Origin of the sequence: Staphylococcus sp. SB1-57 (assembly GCF_017086425.1) — a bacterium.
Classification (GTDB): domain Bacteria; phylum Bacillota; class Bacilli; order Staphylococcales; family Staphylococcaceae; genus Staphylococcus; species Staphylococcus warneri_A.
In genome coordinates this window covers 914,811-934,094 of the sequence record NZ_CP070964.1, presented here as the reverse complement: position 1 = coordinate 934,094, position 19,284 = coordinate 914,811, and the positions used below count along the sequence as shown (strand labels likewise).

General features: G+C 38.0%; 10 protein-coding genes, 29 tRNA genes and 3 rRNA genes. 2 read left to right on the top strand and 40 right to left on the bottom strand.

The window, feature by feature from the left end:
• Positions 1 to 50 precede the first annotated feature (50 nt).
• The 38 genes from JX000_RS04700 to bcp all read right to left on the bottom strand — a co-directional run bounded on the left by JX000_RS04700 (position 51) and on the right by bcp (position 13,718).
• Positions 51 to 773, bottom strand: coding sequence for an amino acid ABC transporter ATP-binding protein (locus JX000_RS04700; RefSeq protein WP_206140940.1), 723 nt, complete (start codon positions 771 to 773; stop codon positions 51 to 53).
• Entirely contained in the window at positions 766 to 2,226 is a 1,461-nt protein-coding gene (locus JX000_RS04695) for an ABC transporter substrate-binding protein/permease (RefSeq protein WP_206140939.1), read from the bottom strand. Before JX000_RS04695 ends, JX000_RS04700 begins: the two co-directional genes overlap by 8 nt.
• 117 nt (positions 2,227 to 2,343) lie before the next feature.
• Positions 2,344 to 3,408, bottom strand: a complete 1,065-nt coding sequence (locus JX000_RS04690) for a PTS sugar transporter subunit IIC (RefSeq protein ID WP_206140938.1) — start codon at positions 3,406 to 3,408, stop codon at positions 2,344 to 2,346.
• Between the two features lie 172 nt (positions 3,409 to 3,580).
• Positions 3,581 to 3,663: transfer RNA gene (locus tag JX000_RS04685), tRNA-Leu, on the bottom strand.
• Between the two features lie 37 nt (positions 3,664 to 3,700).
• Positions 3,701 to 3,775: transfer RNA gene (locus tag JX000_RS04680), tRNA-Gly, on the bottom strand.
• Positions 3,776 to 3,788: 13 nt separating this feature from the next.
• Positions 3,789 to 3,863: transfer RNA gene (locus JX000_RS04675), tRNA-Gly, on the bottom strand.
• Positions 3,864 to 3,877: 14 nt separating this feature from the next.
• Positions 3,878 to 3,952, bottom strand: a tRNA-Gly gene (locus tag JX000_RS04670).
• Positions 3,953 to 3,964: 12 nt separating this feature from the next.
• A tRNA-Cys gene (locus tag JX000_RS04665) sits at positions 3,965 to 4,038 on the bottom strand.
• Between the two features lie 5 nt (positions 4,039 to 4,043).
• Positions 4,044 to 4,115 (bottom strand) — tRNA-Gln (locus JX000_RS04660).
• A gap of 11 nt (positions 4,116 to 4,126) precedes the next feature.
• Positions 4,127 to 4,199 (bottom strand) — tRNA-His (locus JX000_RS04655).
• Between the two features lie 2 nt (positions 4,200 to 4,201).
• Positions 4,202 to 4,275 (bottom strand) — tRNA-Trp (locus JX000_RS04650).
• A gap of 7 nt (positions 4,276 to 4,282) precedes the next feature.
• A tRNA-Tyr gene (locus JX000_RS04645) sits at positions 4,283 to 4,366 on the bottom strand.
• Between the two features lie 6 nt (positions 4,367 to 4,372).
• Positions 4,373 to 4,448: transfer RNA gene (locus JX000_RS04640), tRNA-Thr, on the bottom strand.
• 8 nt (positions 4,449 to 4,456) lie between these two features.
• A tRNA-Phe gene (locus tag JX000_RS04635) sits at positions 4,457 to 4,529 on the bottom strand.
• 14 nt (positions 4,530 to 4,543) lie between these two features.
• Positions 4,544 to 4,619 (bottom strand) — tRNA-Asp (locus tag JX000_RS04630).
• A 9-nt stretch (positions 4,620 to 4,628) separates the two neighbouring features.
• Positions 4,629 to 4,702: transfer RNA gene (locus JX000_RS04625), tRNA-Met, on the bottom strand.
• Positions 4,703 to 4,722: 20 nt separating this feature from the next.
• A tRNA-Ser gene (locus JX000_RS04620) sits at positions 4,723 to 4,812 on the bottom strand.
• 32 nt (positions 4,813 to 4,844) lie between these two features.
• A tRNA-Asp gene (locus JX000_RS04615) sits at positions 4,845 to 4,920 on the bottom strand.
• A 10-nt stretch (positions 4,921 to 4,930) separates the two neighbouring features.
• Positions 4,931 to 5,020 (bottom strand) — tRNA-Ser (locus JX000_RS04610).
• A 9-nt stretch (positions 5,021 to 5,029) separates the two neighbouring features.
• Positions 5,030 to 5,103 (bottom strand) — tRNA-Ile (locus tag JX000_RS04605).
• A gap of 27 nt (positions 5,104 to 5,130) precedes the next feature.
• Positions 5,131 to 5,204: transfer RNA gene (locus tag JX000_RS04600), tRNA-Met, on the bottom strand.
• Between the two features lie 24 nt (positions 5,205 to 5,228).
• Positions 5,229 to 5,304: transfer RNA gene (locus tag JX000_RS04595), tRNA-Ala, on the bottom strand.
• Between the two features lie 20 nt (positions 5,305 to 5,324).
• Positions 5,325 to 5,398: transfer RNA gene (locus JX000_RS04590), tRNA-Pro, on the bottom strand.
• 9 nt (positions 5,399 to 5,407) lie between these two features.
• A tRNA-Arg gene (locus tag JX000_RS04585) sits at positions 5,408 to 5,481 on the bottom strand.
• 15 nt (positions 5,482 to 5,496) lie between these two features.
• Positions 5,497 to 5,585: transfer RNA gene (locus JX000_RS04580), tRNA-Leu, on the bottom strand.
• Positions 5,586 to 5,593: 8 nt separating this feature from the next.
• Positions 5,594 to 5,668, bottom strand: a tRNA-Gly gene (locus JX000_RS04575).
• A 3-nt stretch (positions 5,669 to 5,671) separates the two neighbouring features.
• Positions 5,672 to 5,753, bottom strand: a tRNA-Leu gene (locus JX000_RS04570).
• An 8-nt stretch (positions 5,754 to 5,761) separates the two neighbouring features.
• A tRNA-Lys gene (locus JX000_RS04565) sits at positions 5,762 to 5,837 on the bottom strand.
• 6 nt (positions 5,838 to 5,843) lie between these two features.
• Positions 5,844 to 5,919, bottom strand: a tRNA-Thr gene (locus tag JX000_RS04560).
• 6 nt (positions 5,920 to 5,925) lie between these two features.
• Positions 5,926 to 6,001: transfer RNA gene (locus tag JX000_RS04555), tRNA-Val, on the bottom strand.
• A 9-nt stretch (positions 6,002 to 6,010) separates the two neighbouring features.
• Positions 6,011 to 6,125: ribosomal RNA gene (gene rrf, locus JX000_RS04550) — 5S ribosomal RNA — on the bottom strand.
• A gap of 70 nt (positions 6,126 to 6,195) precedes the next feature.
• Positions 6,196 to 9,117: ribosomal RNA gene (locus tag JX000_RS04545) — 23S ribosomal RNA — on the bottom strand.
• 163 nt (positions 9,118 to 9,280) lie between these two features.
• Positions 9,281 to 9,356: transfer RNA gene (locus JX000_RS04540), tRNA-Ala, on the bottom strand.
• Between the two features lie 17 nt (positions 9,357 to 9,373).
• A tRNA-Ile gene (locus JX000_RS04535) sits at positions 9,374 to 9,450 on the bottom strand.
• 93 nt (positions 9,451 to 9,543) lie between these two features.
• Positions 9,544 to 11,096, bottom strand: a 16S ribosomal RNA gene (locus tag JX000_RS04530).
• Together the 16S, 23S and 5S rRNA genes with 29 tRNA genes alongside form the textbook arrangement of a ribosomal RNA operon.
• 663 nt (positions 11,097 to 11,759) lie before the next feature.
• Positions 11,760 to 12,212: a peroxide-responsive transcriptional repressor PerR gene (gene perR, locus JX000_RS04525; RefSeq protein ID WP_002452366.1), complete on the bottom strand. Its 453-nt coding sequence runs from the start codon at positions 12,210 to 12,212 to the stop codon at positions 11,760 to 11,762.
• Between the two features lie 94 nt (positions 12,213 to 12,306).
• On the bottom strand, positions 12,307 to 13,257 hold the full coding sequence (locus JX000_RS04520) for a phosphoglycerate dehydrogenase (RefSeq protein WP_206140937.1): 951 nt from the start codon (positions 13,255 to 13,257) through the stop codon (positions 12,307 to 12,309).
• Between the two features lie 5 nt (positions 13,258 to 13,262).
• Positions 13,263 to 13,718 carry a thioredoxin-dependent thiol peroxidase gene (bcp, locus tag JX000_RS04515; protein WP_002452364.1) on the bottom strand — a complete coding sequence of 152 codons (456 nt, stop codon included), beginning with the start codon at positions 13,716 to 13,718 and terminating at the stop codon, positions 13,263 to 13,265.
• 79 nt (positions 13,719 to 13,797) lie between these two features.
• On the opposite strand from bcp, the gene JX000_RS04510 reads away from it, so the two are divergent.
• Positions 13,798 to 15,087 carry a glutamate-1-semialdehyde 2,1-aminomutase gene (locus JX000_RS04510; RefSeq protein WP_206140936.1) on the top strand — a complete coding sequence of 430 codons (1,290 nt, stop codon included), beginning with the start codon at positions 13,798 to 13,800 and terminating at the stop codon, positions 15,085 to 15,087.
• Positions 15,088 to 15,474: 387 nt separating this feature from the next.
• Positions 15,475 to 16,569, top strand: a complete 1,095-nt coding sequence (locus JX000_RS04505; RefSeq protein ID WP_206140935.1) for an FUSC family protein — start codon at positions 15,475 to 15,477, stop codon at positions 16,567 to 16,569.
• 88 nt (positions 16,570 to 16,657) lie between these two features.
• Here JX000_RS04505 and JX000_RS04500 read toward each other — a convergent pair whose 3' ends face one another.
• Positions 16,658 to 18,394 (bottom strand): ABC transporter ATP-binding protein, encoded by a 1,737-nt coding sequence (locus tag JX000_RS04500; protein ID WP_124227738.1) that lies wholly within the window; start codon positions 18,392 to 18,394, stop codon positions 16,658 to 16,660.
• A gap of 296 nt (positions 18,395 to 18,690) precedes the next feature.
• On the bottom strand, positions 18,691 to 19,233 hold the full coding sequence (ntdP, locus tag JX000_RS04495; RefSeq protein ID WP_002452360.1) for a nucleoside tri-diphosphate phosphatase: 543 nt from the start codon (positions 19,231 to 19,233) through the stop codon (positions 18,691 to 18,693).
• Between the last annotated feature and the right edge of the window lie 51 nt (positions 19,234 to 19,284).

The window sequence follows — 19,284 nt, the reverse complement described above, 5'->3', positions numbered from 1 at the left end:
AAATTGTCATCTCTCAGGCATTCACAATTAAATTTTGAATTGTTTTACACTTATAATACTCTAGATAAGAAATTTTTAGTTCTTTCATGTTGTGGTTTTTCAAATATTTCCTGTGGTGTACCTGATTCAACAACAACGCCATCTGCCATAAATATTACTTTATCACTGACATCTTTTGCGAAGCCCATTTCATGTGTAACGACCACCATTGTCATTCCCTCTTTAGCTAAATCCTTCATAATCTTCAAAACGTCCCCAACTACTTCAGGGTCAAGTGCAGATGTTGGTTCGTCAAATAAAATAACATCTGGTTGCATAGCTAATGCTCTTGCTATCGCAACTCTCTGCTTTTGTCCACCAGAAAGTTGATTAGGATAAACGTCTGCTTTATCTTTTAATCCTACCTTATCTAGTAATTCAATCGCTTGCTCATTAAGAGTTGAATGATCATTCTTTTTTAACAATTTAGGCGCTAACATAATATTTTCCTTAACCTTTTTATGAGGAAATAAATTAAAGTTTTGAAACACCATGCCCATTTTTTGTCGTAATTGTTCTAAATGAACACCTTTTTTTGTTAAATCGTTACCTTCAAATATAACATGTCCTTTTGTAGGCGTTTCTAATAAATTCATACATCTTAATAACGTGCTTTTTCCACTACCCGATGGACCAATGATAGCTACGGCTTCACCTTTATTAATATCTAAATTAATATCTTTTAATACTTCATTGTTACCAAATTTTTTATTTAAATTTTGAATTTTAATCACTGGCTTTCATTCTCCCTTCTATAAAATTCATGATGCGTGATAATGCAAAGGTTAGAATAAAGTACATTCCTGCTGCGACCAATAATGGTGTAAAAGGATCAAATGAAATACCTTGAACCACTTGTGCATTAAACATAATTTCTCCAACACCTATTGTTGATACTATAGATGATTCTTTAATTAAAGTAACAAATTCATTACCTAGTGCTGGTAAAATATTCTTAATAGCCTGTGGCATAACGACTGATTTCATCGTTTGATTGTAACTCAAACCTAAACTGCGTGCAGCTTCTGTTTGTCCTTTATCGATGGAATTAATACCCGCACGAAATATCTCTGCAATATATGCTGATGAGTTAATAACTAATGCAATTGTTCCGCAAATCAAAGCAGAAATATCTAGTCCAAGTGCTGCAGTAGTAACAAAAAATACTATGAAAACTTGTACTAATAATGGTGTACCTCTTAAGAATTCTATATAAATAGAAGCAATCCATGATAATGGTTTAAATTTACTTAATTTCATTAGCGCTATAAACGCTCCTAGAATTGCTCCAAAAACTACACCAACAAATGAAATTAAAATTGTGTTTTGTAATCCTTTGATAAAAAAGCTTTTATATTTTGTATAAAAATTACCATCATCCTGCATATCATTTGCTGCTTTAGTCATATAATGATCTATTAAATTTTTATCATTAACTTCATTGATTGTCTGATTTAATTTTTTTAATAAAATTGGTGAATTTTTAGGTACTGCAATACAAGTTGGTTTCTTTTCTTCATTAAATTTCACATCTGAAAATGCAAGTTCAGGGTTTTGTTTTATGTATGCCTCTGCTACAGGCTTTTCAAGAATTGCTCCTACAGCTTTACCACTTTTCACAGATAAAATAGTTTCTGGTAATTTATTTAATGAAGTAACATCTGCATTTTCAATTTCAGTCTTAGCTATTTTTTCTTGATCTGTTCCTTTTTGAACAGCTATTTTCTTATCTTTAAAATCGCTAATAGATTTTAAATGATTTTTTTCATTTTTCTTAACTAACATAATATTATTAGTCATCATATATGGTTTAGTAAAGCTTACCTCTTTTTCACGTTCAGGTGTCGTTGTCATTCCAGAAATAATAATATCAATTTTGCCAGTTTTGAGCGCACCTAGTAAACTATCAAATTGCATATTAATAATTTTCAGTTTGAGATGATTATCTTTAGCTATCTTCTTAGCTAACTCTATATCAACACCAGCATATTCAGTTTTTCCATTTGCATTCTTTTCAAATTCCATCGGTGCATAATCAGCTGATAAGCCAACACGAAGTTCTCCACTATCTTTAATTTTTTGCCAGTTTGTATCCTTCTCTTCAGCATTAATATTGGGTTGTTTCGTTGTTAATGTTGAACCTACTATGATTAAAAATACCAAAAATACTTTAATAAAATATTTCATTAAAGCAACCCTCCTTTATAATATTCATTATTATACAAATCATTACATTAATATGCAATATCATTTTTTAAATATAATAAAAAAAGTGCAGCCATAGCGGCTACACTGGGAATTCGTTTATTCTTTAGGAATTTCAAATTTATAAATTTCGTCATTATATGAATGTATAAACTTTTTACATAACTCATGTACGACAAATGCACTGATAAATGGAATAATAAAGTACCCCGCAACTAACATAATTATATTAGTCATTTGGTCTCCCGCCATACGATTTAAAGCATTTATAGGTCCAACAAGTCCTGTATATCCAAATCCAGCAGATAAAGGAGTACCTTTGATGCCTATAAAGTAAGCAATAATACCAGCAATAGCACCATTTATAATTAGTGGTATAGCTATAATTAAATGTTTTAAATATACCGGTATCATCATTTTAGCTGCTCCAATAAGTAATACCAAATTGACTCCAATAGAATTGACTCTTAGAGATCCAAATAAAAATGTAACACATGCAGCAACAATACCCATATTTGCCGCACCACTACCTAATCCAGTTAAACCTATAGCAGTAGCAATTGCTACCAATGAAATTGGTGTAACCATAAGTAAAGAGAAAGTCACACTTATTAAAATAGACATCGTTAAAGGATTAAGGTCAGTAAATGAATTAATCACTTTACCAATTGTATGTGTTACAACTTGAACATATGGTAAAGTCATAAGGCCAATAGTTCCACTCATAACAGGAATTAAAACTGGTAAAATAATCATTTCAAATGAGCCCAATTTTCCTTGGAATAATAAATATAAAAAACAGGCAATCATCACGACTAAAATGATATTGATAATATCCCCTATTCCTTTAATCATAATACCTTGATTATTAAATATAATTGCGCCTGAGCCTAACATTGCTGAAGAACCAACAATAGCTGCACCTGATCCATTAAATTTGAACTGATGAGCTGCTAAAACACCCACTATGAAAGCCATAAAAGACTGTATAACTGTGACAAGACGAAAGATAGTTTCCAAGAGCTCATTACCATCTTTAAAAAATTTAAGTAATTCTCCTAATAAAGCATTGGGTAATAAGGCAATAACTACCCCTGCTCCAACCGCATTTAGAATATTACTAAAGAAAACTTTACCACCCATTTTTGTACTATTCTTACTCATAATGCACCTCCAAAGCATAATGAAATGATCATATATTATATTTTAAATAGAAAGAAATGAAAATATGATCCAGATAATCTAACTTCAAACCTGTAATAAAATTTAGTTGATATAAAAAAAGTGGTAAATGTGTTTACACAAATACCACTTTCCTTAGACATTATATATTTTATACCGGCGGTCGGGATCGAACCGACACTCCAAAAAGGAACGGGATTTTGAGTCCCGCGCGTCTGCCAATTCCGCCACGCCGGCCCAATATAAAGAAAAAACTTCCACTTGGAAGTAATAATGGAGCGGAAGATAGGATTTGCACCTATACCTCGTTCCGGGAAGGAACGTGTTCTAAAAGTTGAACTACTCCCGCTTAATATAAAATTTGGAGCGGAAGATAGGACTTACACCTATACCTCGTTCCGGGAAAGAACGTGTTCTGAGAGTTGAACTACTCCCGCTTAATATAAAAATTTGGAGCGGAAGATAGGATTTGCACCTATACCTCGTTCCGGGAAGGAACGTGTTCTAAGAGTTGAACTACTCCCGCTTAATAAAAACCTGGAGGCGGCAACCGGATTTGAACCGGTGATAAAGGTTTTGCAGACCTCTGCCTTACCACTTGGCTATGCCGCCAATAACTGGGCTAGCTGGATTCGAACCAGCGCGTGACGGAGTCAAAGTCCGTTGCCTTACCGCTTGGCTATAGCCCATTAATAATAAGGGCGGTTGAAGGGAATCGAACCCTCGAATGTCGGAACCACAATCCGATGCGTTAACCACTTCGCCACAACCGCCATGGCAGGGGCAGTAGGAATCGAACCCACATCAAAGGTTTTGGAGACCTCTATTCTACCGTTGAACTATGCCCCTATTCAGATGGTGGAGGGGGGCAGATTCGAACTGCCGAACCCGAAGGAGCGGATTTACAGTCCGCCGCGTTTAACCACTTCGCTACCCCTCCAAGAGATGGTGCCGGCCAGAGGACTTGAACCCCCAACCTACTGATTACAAGTCAGTTGCTCTACCAATTGAGCTAGGCCGGCTTGTGAAATGGTTCAGGACAGAGTCGAACTGCCGACACATGGAGCTTCAATCCATTGCTCTACCAACTGAGCTACTGAACCATAATAAAATGTAATGGCGGTCTCGACGGGAATCGAACCCGCGATCTCCTGCGTGACAGGCAGGCGTGTTAACCGCTACACTACGAGACCAAATATGTATTGCGGGAGGCGGATTTGAACCACCGACCTTCGGGTTATGAGCCCGACGAGCTACCGAACTGCTCCATCCCGCGGTAATAATAAATAATAAAAACGGAGGAAGAGGGATTCGAACCCCCGCGGCCCGTTAAGGCCCTGTCGGTTTTCAAGACCGATCCCTTCAGCCGGACTTGGGTATTCCTCCATGATTATAGGTAAATTGCTATTAAATTAAAATGGCGGTCTCGACGGGAATCGAACCCGCGATCTCCTGCGTGACAGGCAGGCGTGTTAACCGCTACACTACAAGACCAAATATAAAACGGAGGAAGAGGGATTCGAACCCCCGCGGCCCGTTAAGGCCCTGTCGGTTTTCAAGACCGATCCCTTCAGCCGGACTTGGGTATTCCTCCAAAATTATATGGACCTTGCAGGACTCGAACCTGCGACCGAACGGTTATGAGCCGTTAGCTCTAACCAACTGAGCTAAAGGTCCTAAATATAATCTTACAACTAATAGTAGTGGCGGTGGAGGGGATCGAACCCCCGACCTCACGGGTATGAACCGTACGCTCTAGCCAGCTGAGCTACACCGCCGTTATCTAGTTTGTAAATTTAATATGGTGGAGACTAGCGGGATCGAACCGCTGACCTCCTGCGTGCAAAGCAGGCGCTCTCCCAGCTGAGCTAAGCCCCCATATTTAATAATTGTTGCTATCGGGAAGACAGGATTCGAACCTACGACCCCTTGGTCCCAAACCAAGTGCTCTACCAAGCTGAGCTACTTCCCGTAGAATAAGCGCGCCCGATAGGAGTCGAACCCATAACCTCTTGATCCGTAGTCAAACGCTCTATCCAATTGAGCTACGGGCGCATATTTATAATAAGATGGTGCCGAGGACCGGAATCGAACCGGTACGGTGATCTCTCACCGCAGGATTTTAAGTCCTGTGCGTCTGCCAGTTCCGCCACCCCGGCACTTATAATGGAGCAGAAGACGGGATTCGAACCCGCGACCCCAACCTTGGCAAGGTTGTATTCTACCGCTGAACTACTTCTGCATATGCGGGTGAAGGGAGTCGAACCCCCACGCCGTAAGGCGCTAGATCCTAAGTCTAGTGCGTCTGCCAATTCCGCCACACCCGCTATTAAAATGGTGAGCCATAGAGGATTCGAACCTCTGACCCTCTGATTAAAAGTCAGATGCTCTACCAACTGAGCTAATGGCTCTAAAGATGGTGCCGGCCAGAGGACTTGAACCCCCAACCTACTGATTACAAGTCAGTTGCTCTACCAATTGAGCTAGGCCGGCTATAAATGGTGGAGAATGACGGGTTCGAACCGCCGACCCTCTGCTTGTAAGGCAGATGCTCTCCCAGCTGAGCTAATTCTCCAATATATTTGCCTGGCAACGTCCTACTCTAGCGGAACGTTAGTCCGACTACCATCGGCGCTAAGGAGCTTAACTTCTGTGTTCGGCATGGGAACAGGTGTGACCTCCTTGCCATTGTCACCAGACAAATGGAATGTATTATACATTCAAAACTAGATAGTAAGTAAAATGATTTTGCGTCGCAAAACATAAATTTTGATTAAGTCTTCGATCGATTAGTATTCGTCAGCTCCACGTGTCACCACGCTTCCACCTCGAACCTATTAACCTCATCATCTTTGAGGGATCTTATAACCGAAGTTGGGAAATCTCATCTTGAGGGGGGCTTCATGCTTAGATGCTTTCAGCACTTATCCCGTCCATACATAGCTACCCAGCTATGCCGTTGGCACGACAACTGGTACACCAGAGGTATGTCCATCCCGGTCCTCTCGTACTAAGGACAGCTCCTCTCAAATTTCCTACGCCCACGACGGATAGGGACCGAACTGTCTCACGACGTTCTGAACCCAGCTCGCGTACCGCTTTAATGGGCGAACAGCCCAACCCTTGGGACCGACTACAGCCCCAGGATGCGATGAGCCGACATCGAGGTGCCAAACCTCCCCGTCGATGTGAACTCTTGGGGGAGATAAGCCTGTTATCCCCGGGGTAGCTTTTATCCGTTGAGCGATGGCCCTTCCATGCGGAACCACCGGATCACTAAGTCCGTCTTTCGACCCTGCTCGACTTGTAAGTCTCGCAGTCAAGCTCCCTTATGCCTTTACACTCTATGAATGATTTCCAACCATTCTGAGGGAACCTTTGAGCGCCTCCGTTACCTTTTAGGAGGCGACCGCCCCAGTCAAACTGCCCACCTGACACTGTCTCCCACCACGATAAGTGGTGCGGGTTAGAAAGCCAACACAGCTAGGGTAGTATCCCACCAATGCCTCCACGTAAGCTAGCGCTCACGTTTCAAAGGCTCCTACCTATCCTGTACAAGCTGTGCCGAATTTCAATATCAGGCTACAGTAAAGCTCCACGGGGTCTTTCCGTCCTGTCGCGGGTAACCTGCATCTTCACAGGTACTATGATTTCACCGAGTCTCTCGTTGAGACAGTGCCCAAATCGTTACGCCTTTCGTGCGGGTCGGAACTTACCCGACAAGGAATTTCGCTACCTTAGGACCGTTATAGTTACGGCCGCCGTTTACTGGGGCTTCGATTCGTAGCTTCGCAGAAGCTAACTACTCCTCTTAACCTTCCAGCACCGGGCAGGCGTCAGCCCCTATACATCACCTTACGGTTTAGCAGAGACCTGTGTTTTTGATAAACAGTCGCTTGGGCCTATTCACTGCGGCTCTTCTGGGCGTTAACCCTAAAGAGCACCCCTTCTCCCGAAGTTACGGGGTCATTTTGCCGAGTTCCTTAACGAGAGTTCGCTCGCTCACCTTAGAATTCTCATCTTGACTACCTGTGTCGGTTTGCGGTACGGGCACCTGTTATCTATCTAGAGGCTTTTCTTGGCAGTGTGAAATCAACGACTCGAGGAAACAATTTCCTCTCCCCATCACAGCTTGACCTTATGAGTGCCGGATTTGCCTAACACTCAGTCTTACTGCTTGGACGTGCAATCCAATAGCACGCTTCGCCTATCCTACTGCGTCCCCCCATCGATTAAAACGATACTAGGTGGTACAGGAATATCAACCTGTTATCCATCGCCTACGCCTGTCGGCCTCAGCTTAGGACCCGACTAACCCAGAGCGGACGAGCCTTCCTCTGGAAACCTTAGTCAATCGGTGGACGGGATTCTCACCCGTCTTTCGCTACTCACACCGGCATTCTCACTTCTAAGCGCTCCACATGTCCTTGCGATCATGCTTCGACGCCCTTAGAACGCTCTCCTACCATTGTCCTACGGACAATCCACAGCTTCGGTAATATGTTTAGCCCCGGTACATTTTCGGCGCAGTGTCACTCGACTAGTGAGCTATTACGCACTCTTTAAATGATGGCTGCTTCTAAGCCAACATCCTAGTTGTCTGGGCAACGCCACATCCTTTTCCACTTAACATATATTTTGGGACCTTAGCTGGTGGTCTGGGCTGTTTCCCTTTCGAACACGGACCTTATCACCCATGTTCTGACTCCCAAGTTAAATTGATTGGCATTCGGAGTTTGTCTGAATTCGGTAACCCGAGAAGGGCCCCTCGTCCAAACAGTGCTCTACCTCCAATAATCATCACTTGAGGCTAGCCCTAAAGCTATTTCGGAGAGAACCAGCTATCTCCAAGTTCGATTGGAATTTCTCCGCTACCCTCAGTTCATCCGCTCACTTTTCAACGTAAGTCGGTTCGGTCCTCCATTCAGTGTTACCTGAACTTCAACCTGACCAAGGGTAGATCACCTGGTTTCGGGTCTACGACCAAATACTAAACGCCCTATTCAGACTCGCTTTCGCTACGGCTCCACATTAGCTGCTTAACCTTGCATCAAATCGTAACTCGCCGGTTCATTCTACAAAAGGCACGCCATCACCCATTAACGGGCTCTGACTACTTGTAAGCACACGGTTTCAAGTTCTCTTTCACTCCCCTTCCGGGGTACTTTTCACCTTTCCCTCACGGTACTGGTTCACTATCGGTCACTAGAGAGTATTTAGCCTTAGGAGATGGTCCTCCCAGATTCCGACGGAATTTCACGTGCTCCGTCGTACTCAGGATCCACTCAAGAGAGTATATATTTTCGACTACAGGATTATTACCTTCTTTGATTCAACTTTCCATATGATTCGTCTAATATATACTTTTGTAACTCCGTATAGAGTGTCCTACAACCCCAACAAGCAAGCTTGTTGGTTTGGGCTCTTCCCGTTTCGCTCGCCGCTACTCAGGGAATCGATTTTTCTTTCTCTTCCTCCGGGTACTAAGATGTTTCAGTTCTCCGGGTCTGCCTTCTGATATGCTATGTATTCACATATCGATAACATGACATAACTCATGTTGGGTTTCCCCATTCGGAAATCTCTGGATCAACGCTTACTTACAGCTCCCCAAAGCATATCGTCGTTAGTAACGTCCTTCATCGGCTTCTAGTTCCAAGGCATCCACCGTGCGCCCTTAATAACTTAATCTATGTTTCCATCCTACAGGAAACGCGTTATTAATCTTGTGAGTGTTCTTTCGAACACTAGCGATTATTTCTTATGAATTCAAGCTTTAAAACTCTAATTCACTCGGTTTTGCTTGGTAAAATCTATTTTACTTACTTATCTAGTTTTCAATGTACAAATATAATGGTGGAGACTAGCGGGATCGAACCGCTGACCTCCTGCGTGCAAAGCAGGCGCTCTCCCAGCTGAGCTAAGCCCCCATATGAATATTAATTAATGGTGGGCCTAAGTGGACTCGAACCACCGACCTCACGCTTATCAGGCGTGCGCTCTAACCAGCTGAGCTATAGGCCCATTAATTATTTGTAAAACAAACAATCAAAACTGAATACAATATGTCAATATTATTCCTCATCTTCTACGAAGATGTTCCGAATATATCCTTAGAAAGGAGGTGATCCAGCCGCACCTTCCGATACGGCTACCTTGTTACGACTTCACCCCAATCATTTGTCCCACCTTCGACGGCTAGCTCCATAAATGGTTACTCCACCGGCTTCGGGTGTTACAAACTCTCGTGGTGTGACGGGCGGTGTGTACAAGACCCGGGAACGTATTCACCGTAGCATGCTGATCTACGATTACTAGCGATTCCAGCTTCATGTAGTCGAGTTGCAGACTACAATCCGAACTGAGAACAACTTTATGGGATTTGCTTGACCTCGCGGTTTAGCTGCCCTTTGTATTGTCCATTGTAGCACGTGTGTAGCCCAAATCATAAGGGGCATGATGATTTGACGTCATCCCCACCTTCCTCCGGTTTGTCACCGGCAGTCAACTTAGAGTGCCCAACTTAATGATGGCAACTAAGCTTAAGGGTTGCGCTCGTTGCGGGACTTAACCCAACATCTCACGACACGAGCTGACGACAACCATGCACCACCTGTCACTTTGTCCCCCGAAGGGGAAAACTCTATCTCTAGAGCGGTCAAAGGATGTCAAGATTTGGTAAGGTTCTTCGCGTTGCTTCGAATTAAACCACATGCTCCACCGCTTGTGCGGGTCCCCGTCAATTCCTTTGAGTTTCAACCTTGCGGTCGTACTCCCCAGGCGGAGTGCTTAATGCGTTAGCTGCAGCACTAAGGGGCGGAAACCCCCTAACACTTAGCACTCATCGTTTACGGCGTGGACTACCAGGGTATCTAATCCTGTTTGATCCCCACGCTTTCGCACATCAGCGTCAGTTACAGACCAGAAAGTCGCCTTCGCCACTGGTGTTCCTCCATATCTCTGCGCATTTCACCGCTACACATGGAATTCCACTTTCCTCTTCTGCACTCAAGTTTTCCAGTTTCCAATGACCCTCCACGGTTGAGCCGTGGGCTTTCACATCAGACTTAAAAAACCGCCTACGCGCGCTTTACGCCCAATAATTCCGGATAACGCTTGCCACCTACGTATTACCGCGGCTGCTGGCACGTAGTTAGCCGTGGCTTTCTGATCAGGTACCGTCAAGATGTGCACAGTTACTTACACATTTGTTCTTCCCTGATAACAGAGTTTTACGATCCGAAGACCTTCATCACTCACGCGGCGTTGCTCCGTCAGGCTTTCGCCCATTGCGGAAGATTCCCTACTGCTGCCTCCCGTAGGAGTCTGGACCGTGTCTCAGTTCCAGTGTGGCCGATCACCCTCTCAGGTCGGCTACGTATCGTTGCCTTGGTAAGCCGTTACCTTACCAACTAGCTAATACGGCGCGGATCCATCTATAAGTGACAGCAAAGCCGCCTTTCACTATTGAACCATGCGGTTCAATATGTTATCCGGTATTAGCTCCGGTTTCCCGAAGTTATCCCAGTCTTATAGGTAGGTTATCCACGTGTTACTCACCCGTCCGCCGCTAACGTCAAAGGAGCAAGCTCCTTATCTGTTCGCTCGACTTGCATGTATTAGGCACGCCGCCAGCGTTCATCCTGAGCCAGGATCAAACTCTCCATAAAAAATTATGATGTTTGATTAGCTCATAAAACTAAATTAATTGTTGTAACTTTCGTTACATTATTGGAATTAACGTTGACATATTGTCATTCAGTTTTCAATGTTCGTTTTTTCGCTTACAATATCTTATTATATCGCGTTTGTTTAATGAAGTCAACAATAAATTTAAATTCTTTTTTAAGAAATATGTTATTAATGACTCAACAAAATCTATAATATAATGTTTGGATTGAAAGTTCAATAGTCAAAATTACACTTTATCAACATTTGCTTTAAAAAGTTAATGAAATCTTTTCAAATAGTTAATATCGTTTTGACGACTTTTATATATTACCAAGTAATCATTTTTACGTCAACGTATTTCAACTATTTAATTTGTATAAATTTACTCAAAGTATAGTTAATTTTTATATTAAGTGAACAATAGTTTATAAAGTGTAATCCGCGTCTCAGGATTTATCATTCATCTACCCTTTATGTTGTCTCTGAAATAACTTCGCTATTCTTAATTAATAGTTACTATTCTTTGAATAGGATATAAAGGTGTTCATATGATTAAGTTGATCACATTACTCCATACTAAAAAAATAAACCATGTTTGACAATTATTGAATCAAACATGGTTTTGTTTATTGTTAACTTTTATCTTGATGAGTAAATGATGCCTATTCTTCTTTATCTTTGCATTCTTTACAAATTCCATAAATTTCCATTCGATGATGTGTTACGTCAAATTCAGTAACATGTTGTGCTAGCTGTTCCACTTCGTCTAACTGTGGATAATGGAAGTCAACTATTTTACCGCATTTTTCACAAATAATATGGTAATGATTGTGAGTATTGAAATCAAATCGACTTGATGCATCACCGTATGTGAGCTCTTTTACAATGCCAATATCTTTGAATACTCTTAAATTATTATATATTGTCGCAACACTTATATTAGGAAAATCTGGTGAAAGTGCTTGATAAATTTCGTCGGCACTAGGATGTGTTTTTGAAGAAATCATGAATTTCAAAATTGCTTGTCTTTGTGGCGTTATACGTATACCAGCTTTTCTTAAAGACGCAATTGATTCTTCAAGTTCATGTTCTATTGATTCTAATTCCGCGCTCATTTTTTTCACCATCTTTCTAGTTAATAATGATTATTACTTAATACTAATATAACTGTTACAATTTACTAATGTCAATAAAACAGTTGTATTTTCATTAATATCCTTTTATTGGGTCTACTTCATTCTCAATTAGATTTCCATAATTGAGAAAATGTTTTAAGTTTTTGATGAATATTTCTGTAACGTCATGATTAATACCATGATCGTTGCCTGTAATATGTGCTGTTATAGTTACGTTGTCTAGATCATATAATGCGTTATCTGATGTTAATGGCTCTTTTTCAAATACATCTAAGTAGGCATGTCTTATTTCATTATTACTTAATGCTTTAATCAGTGTATCTTCCTCAACTACAGTACCTCTACCAACATTAATAAACATTGCACTTTCTTTCATGTTCTCAAAGTCTTTGTATTTGATTAAATGAATCGTTTCGTCTGTTTCCGGTAAACTATTGATTACTATGTCTCCTTTTCCTAATAAGTCACTTAGATTATCAATTGTTTGTACCTCATCAAACCATTCTTTATGTTCACCTGATTTACTTACACCTATTACCTTCATATCAAAAGCTTTCGCTAACTTTGCTGTTCGTTGTGCGATTGCTCCTGTGCCTAAAAATAATATACAATCACCATTTAACCTTCTGCCAGTCATTTTCGAATCATATATCCTATTTTGTTGATTAATAAATGATGTTTTCATTTTCTTATAATCATCTAATATAAAAGCAATGATGAATTCAGAAAGTTGTTTTGCCTGTACACCTCTACTATTGGTTAATTTAATATTTCGTTCATTAATATAGTTTAATGGTAATGAATTAACACCAGTAGCATACCAAGCAATCCATTTAAGATTAGGGCAGTCCTCTAAAAATGTTTCATCTAGACTTCCATCATATCCAATTAAGATATCTAGTGATTGTCTGTCTTCATTTGGTATATTTTTAGCTTTTTTAATAAATTTAAACTCCACCTGTGGAAATGTCTCTTTTAATTTATCTTCTAACTCTCCCAATCTGAACAGACTAACTACTTTCATCTATATCACTCCAAAATGTTTTTTAGCTCTTCAATATGGGTCTTAACTTTAACTTTTTCAATAACATCTTTAACTATGCCTTGCTCATCTATAACAAACGTTGTTCGAACTATACCCATACTTTCTTTACCAAATGATTTTTTTAATTGATATACACCAACTTCATTTGAAAGCTGATAGTCTTGGTCTACGAGTAAATCAAAGTTAAGCTCATGTTTCTCTATAAAATTTTGATGTTTTTTCTTAGAATCCCCACTTACTCCATAGATATTGACATTCAAATCATTAAACATTTCAATATTATCTCGAAAATCACAAGCTTCTGTCGTACAAGTTGGCGTATTATCTCTAGGATAGAAATATAATATTGTCACTTGCCCTTTAATCGTTTCATTAGTAATAAGTTCTCCATTTTGATTTTCTAGTGAAAATTCTGGAAATTGATCACCTTTTTTTAACATTTAATCACCTGTTTCTTCATTAAGTTAATTTTATGATACGATAATAAGCGACAATATTAAATTAAAAGAGGTTGATAGTATGAACTTTACTGAAAGTGAACGACTTCAGGAATTATCAAATGAATATATTTTAGGTGGTGTAAATTCTCCATCACGTTCTTATAAAGCAGTTGGTGGTGGCGCACCTGTAGTAATGAAGGAAGGTAAAGGCGCTTATTTATATGATGTAGATGGCAATAAATTTATAGATTATTTACAAGCATATGGCCCTATCATTACGGGTCACGCACATCCTCATATTACGAAAGCTATTCAAGAACAAGCAGCCAAAGGTGTACTATATGGAACGCCTACTGAATTAGAAATTGAATTTAGTAAGAAATTACGAGAAGCTATTCCTTCTCTAGAAAAAATTAGATTCGTAAACTCTGGTACTGAAGCTGTCATGACTACTATAAGAGTTGCACGCGCTTATACTAAACGAAATAAAATCATTAAATTTGCTGGTTCATATCATGGCCATTCTGATTTAGTACTAGTTGCTGCTGGTAGTGGTCCTTCTCAACTTGGTTCTCCTGATTCTGCAGGTGTCCCAGAAAGTGTTGCTAAGGAAGTAATTACTGTGCCATTTAACGATATTGAATCATATAAAGAAGCAATTAAACATTGGGGTGACGACGTTGCTGCCGTTTTAGTAGAGCCAATTGTAGGTAACTTTGGTATGGTAATGCCCGAACCAGGATTTTTAGAAGAAGTTAATCGTATTACACATGAAAATAACAGTTTAGTCATTTATGATGAAGTGATTACAGCGTTTAGATTTCACTATGTTGCTGCCCAAGATTTACTTGGTGTTATACCTGATTTAACTGCTTTTGGTAAAATTGTTGGGGGCGGCTTACCAATCGGTGGTTATGGTGGCCGTCAAGATATAATGGAACATGTAGCGCCACTTGGACCAGCCTATCAAGCAGGAACTATGGCCGGTAACCCATTATCTATGAAAGCTGGTATTGCATTACTTGAAGTTCTAGAACAAGACGGTGTCTATGAAAAATTAGATAAGCTAGGTAAACGATTAGAAGATGGTCTTTTACAACTAATTGATAAACATCAAATCACTGCCACAATTAATCGTATTTATGGCTCTCTCACATTGTACTTTACTAATGAAAAGATCACTCATTACGAACAAGTAGAAAATTCTGATGGTGAGGCATTTGCTAAATTCTTTAAATTAATGCTTAATCAAGGTATTAATTTAGCTCCTTCTAAATTCGAAGCTTGGTTCTTAACTACAGAACATACTGAAGAAGACATTGATCAAACACTTAAAGCAGCTGATTATGCGTTTAGTCAAATGAAATAATTTTTGGTTATTCAAGCGGCTATGATAAAAGAGTCTTTACCTATAATCCTGCTTTGGGGATGCCGTTAATTAATCCAAGACATAAACTTTGTCTTGGATTTTATTTATTTAAAATGATTTAATTCTGGTTTAATAGACTATATCTAATTGAAAATAAATCACCTTTTCTACTTATAAAATTGTACATTTATATCATGTTAAGTACTGGCTACCTTCTTTCTTATAATTAAACTATTCTCATTATTAAATTTAAGACCATAGTTAATGCAATTTTAAAGTCATCTATAATGGTTATATTCACTTGAAATTTATTGTCAGTCAGTGTATAACAATAGTGAATACGAATTTAATATTATATTCAATAAATCATAAAAGGAGCGCTATTTTTTGAGACTTGGAGCTCGGATTTTAAAAACTGGTATAGCAATTATATTAGCTATGTCTATCGCTTCTTTACTACCTGATGATGTTGGTCTTAAATCATTAGCTGGCGTCAGTGCTGTTGTTGCTATGCAACCCAGTGTCTATAAGTCGATAAAAACAGTTTCAGACCAAGCTATAGGTAACATCATTGGTGCGTTATTGGCTGTCACTATGGTGACGATCTTTAGTGATAATTTCATTATCATGGGTGTCACAGTTATATTATTAATTACAATTTTATTCAGATTTAACTTAGCCCATGTTGCTACTTTAGCAAGTGTAACTGCATTAATCATTATGGGACAACATACAGGGTCTTTCTATGTTGCCGCTTTCTTTAGATTTGTTCTAGTCATGATTGGTGTACTAAGTTCTTCAATTGTGAACTTGTTATTCTTGCCTCCTAAATTTGAAACGAAAATCTATTATAATTCTGCTAACATTTCATCTGATATATTTGTATGGTTTAAACTCGTACTAAATGATACATCCGAATTTCATAATATTAAACAAGATGGCAATCAGTTAAATACTAGGATTAATAAATTAGAGCAGATTTATAATTTTTATCACGAAGAAAGACCACTATTTAAAAAGCATATCCACGCACAATATCGAAAGAAAATTTTATTCAAAGAAGTAGTAAGAACGACTAGATTAGCATATGAAGTATTAAATAGAATGTCACGTTATCAAAATGATTTACATCAACTAAATAATCAATTACTATTACAGATTAAATTAGAATTGGATTCACTTATTGCTTTTCATGAACAAATTTTAAAAAGTTTATCTAAAAAAGCAAAATATAATGTGGCTCAATTTCAATATGAAGTTGATAATCCTCAAAAGAAAGATTTAATGGATGCCTTTCAAAATGAATTGATCCATAATCCATATCAAACACATTATTCTTATGCTAATATTATGCAAATCATCGCAGCTATTGAAGAATATCGATATCATTTGGAACATTTAGATCGTTTACGAATTAGTTTCTTCACCTATCATCGTTCAGATTCTGATATTGATATCGCTGATGAAGATTTTGATTTATAATACCGAATATTTGTTAGCAATAAATATCCAACTCCAAATTAAAGAAGAGCTTAAGGCACTAAATGCCTTAAGCTCTTCTTTGTCTTATTTATAAATTTTGAATACTGTACAAGTGTTCGTATGCACCTTTTTTATCGATTAATTCTTGATGTGTACCCGTTTCGACAATTTGTCCATTTTGCATCACTACTATCTTATCTGCATGTGTGATCGTTGATAATCGATGTGCCACGATTAAAGTAGTACGGTCCTTACTTAACACATCAAGTGCTTCTTGTATGATTGCTTCACTTTCTAAATCTAATGCACTTGTTGCTTCATCTAAGATTAGTATTGGTGGATTGTTTAAGAAAATACGTGCTATTGATAGTCTTTGTTTTTGACCACCTGATAATTTGACACCACGTTCCCCTACTTCAGTGTCATATCCATCTTGCAAATTCATAATAAAATCATGAGCATTAGCCATCTTAGCCGCTTCAACGACTTCTTCGTCTGTTGCATCAGGTCGACCTAATAAAATATTTTCTTTCACAGTATCAGAAAATAGGATATTATCTTGTTGAACTAAGCCAATTTGATTTCTCAGGCTACCTGTTAAGAAGTCTTTAATATTATGTTGGTCAATCAATATTTCACCATCAGTTACGTCATAAAATCTTGGTATTAAATTGATTAAGGTAGATTTTCCTCCACCACTCATTCCTACAAAAGCAACTGTGTCTCCTTTATTTATTGTCAGATTAATATCTTTCAAAACTTCTTGTTCATTTTCATTATATTTGAAACTTACATGTTTTAATTCAATTTGTCCTTGTTCAATCTCAATAGGTTGTGCACCTACACCATTTTTAATGTCATAATCTTCATCAATTAATTGAAAAACACGATCCATTGAAGCAAAACTTTGTGTAAGTGTAGTAAATGATGAAACTAAACGTCTTAAAGGTCCAAACAATTGTTCAAGATATCCAACAAATGCTGCTAAGGTACCGACTGTAATTGAGCCACTTATAGCTAGATATGCACCTACACCTATAACAATAATTGGTCCAATATCCGTTACGGTGTTTATCGCTGCAAATGAATATGCGTTCCATCTTGTATGTTTGAAAGCTTTTTGTAAAAAGTTTTGATTTCGATTATCAAAATTTTGAGCTTCATTGTCTTCAATAGCAAAGCTTTTAATAACTGACATACCTTGAACGCGTTCATGTAAAAATCCTTGAACTTCCGCTAATGCTTGAGATCTAACCCTAGTTAACTTTCTTAATCTTCCAAAGAAGAAATATACAGTTAAAATATAAAATGGGAATATAAATATCGCTGCAAATGTTAATTTTACATCAAGGAAGAACATGATCGTTAATGCAATTATAATTGTAATACAATCTAACCAAATGTTCATAAGACCTGTTAAGATAAAATCTTTAGTTTGTTCAACGTCATTAATTACTCGTGAAATCACTTGACCAACTTGATTGTTGGCATAAAAGCGAGCACTTAATGCTTGTAAATGATTGTATAACTGTTTACGAATATCATATAAAATTTTGTTACTTGTCCATTGTGCTAAATATTGTCTTATAAATTCAATTGGTGGTCTTACTATTAAAAAGATAAATAAAGCTATACCTATGGCAATTGCTAAATGTGAATACTTTTCACTAGCGCTTAGGGAGTGATTATTAATAACACCATCAATCGCATATTTTATAAGTAATGGAATTAACATCGGTATACCGAATTTAATAATACCAACAATAATTGTAGCAATGATTCGATATTTGTACGGTTTTACGAATTCTAAATATCGTCTAATCATTTGTTGTAATCCCCCCACATTTTATTTGATATTGATTTATTTAAAATGGAACAGAGGTTGGATACGGTAAATACATCATGAATAACGATTCACTTCAACTATCTCTTTAAATTAGAGAAATAGTTAATAGGTGTTATTCTTCGGTAATTTACTTACATATCTCAACCTCTGAATGATATGATTATCAAGTTTAGCTATATTGATAGAGATTGGTTCATATCTAATAATCGTTTTAAATAATCCAATGCAATATTAAATAATATAAACCATCTTTATATGTTTTACATCTTATTTGCTTAATAATCTCTAATTTTCTTATATCGTTCTTTCCATACTTTAATAAAGTCTGGTGCGAACGGGCCTTTTTTCTGTTCAATCCATTGTTGTAAAATATCAACACTACGTCTCAATATAACATCAATATCATGAGGGTAGTTCATTTGATTCATATGTTGTTCATACTCATCTTCATCTAACAAATGATATTTACCATTTGGATAAACTTTAATATCAAGATCATAGTCTATATATTTTAAAGCTTCCTCATCACATACAAATGGTGAAGACAAGTTGCAATAATAGTAGACACCATCTTCACGGAACATACAAATGACATTAAACCAATACTCTGAATGAAAGTAGACAATAGCTGGTTCTCTCGTAATCCATGTACGACCATCACTTTCTGTTACTAGCGTATGATCGTTACCACCGATAATGACATGATCAGTTCCTTTTAAAATAGTTGTTTCAGACCATACACGATGGATATTACCATCATGTTTATAACTTTGAATCTTTATATCTTGTCCTTCTTTAGGTATGGATTCTTTTACCATACTCCACACCACCTTTATACTTTTTAACCAATTAGATTATATCATATTTAT